Below are 804 nucleotides of genomic sequence, written 5' to 3'. Positions count from 1 at the left end.
CTCCAGCACGGCGACCCGCTCGCCGCCGGCGACCGCGTGCCGGATCGCCGCCCACCGTGCGTCGTCGCCGAGCTCGAGCCTGTCGCCCATGACGTCCTCGACGTGGTCGAGGAGCTGCGCCCACGCGGCCTGCCGCACCTGCAGCGGCCGCCCTTGCTTGGCCTTGTACGGCAGCACGCGCGGCAGCCCGAACAGCACGACCATCGCCGGGTGCGGGTACACCTCGATCGCCACCGACACCCCGGGCGCGGGCCGAACGTCGGGGTCGACGTGCCAGCCGTGGCGCTGCGCGAGCGTCTCGGCGCGCGGCGGGTCCATGTGCGGCCGCCCCCGGTTCGACGGGTGCGCACCGGCGTGGAACCGCCCGAAGTGCCGCGTCACCAGCGCCTCCCCCAGCCGCCGCCCCGTGAGGTTCGGAACGACGAGCGGCGCGTCGACCGCGACGACGACGTCCCGTCCCGACGTGTGCCGGTCGAGGACCGCATCGATCTCGCCGTCCGTGCGCACGGACGACGAGTGCACGAGCCGACCACTCCCGTCGAGGACGGCGACGCCCGTGCGGGCCGTCCGCCCCCAGGCGAGGTCGAGGCCGACGTACCTGCGCGACCCGTCGCGCTCGGTTCCCGCGCTGCCCACGGGGCCAGTGAACACCGCCGCGACGACACGGGCCCGGTCGGCTGGGGCCGTCCACAGATCGGCTGAACGCTCCCCGCCGCACCCTCACGAACCGGTACCTTCCCGGCATGCGGATGCAGGGGCGAGCGATGTACGCGGTGCTGACGACCGGGCTGGTCGCACTGGTGG

The 804-nt window shown here is 75.1% G+C and carries 1 protein-coding gene; it reads right to left on the bottom strand.

Annotation, left to right across the window (positions count from 1 at the left end; genetic code table 11):
* Window positions 1–636 (bottom strand): DUF429 domain-containing protein (locus G3I71_RS44970; RefSeq protein ID WP_164324677.1); only part of this gene is annotated, 636 nt, incomplete at its 3' end.
* Between the last annotated feature and the right edge of the window lie 168 nt (window positions 637–804).

The sequence above is a fragment of the Streptomyces sp. SID12501 genome (assembly GCF_010550245.1).
Classification (GTDB): domain Bacteria; phylum Actinomycetota; class Actinomycetes; order Streptomycetales; family Streptomycetaceae; genus Streptomyces.
The sequence above is the reverse complement of the archived record's forward strand: the minus strand, read 5'-3'. Positions and strand labels throughout refer to the sequence as shown.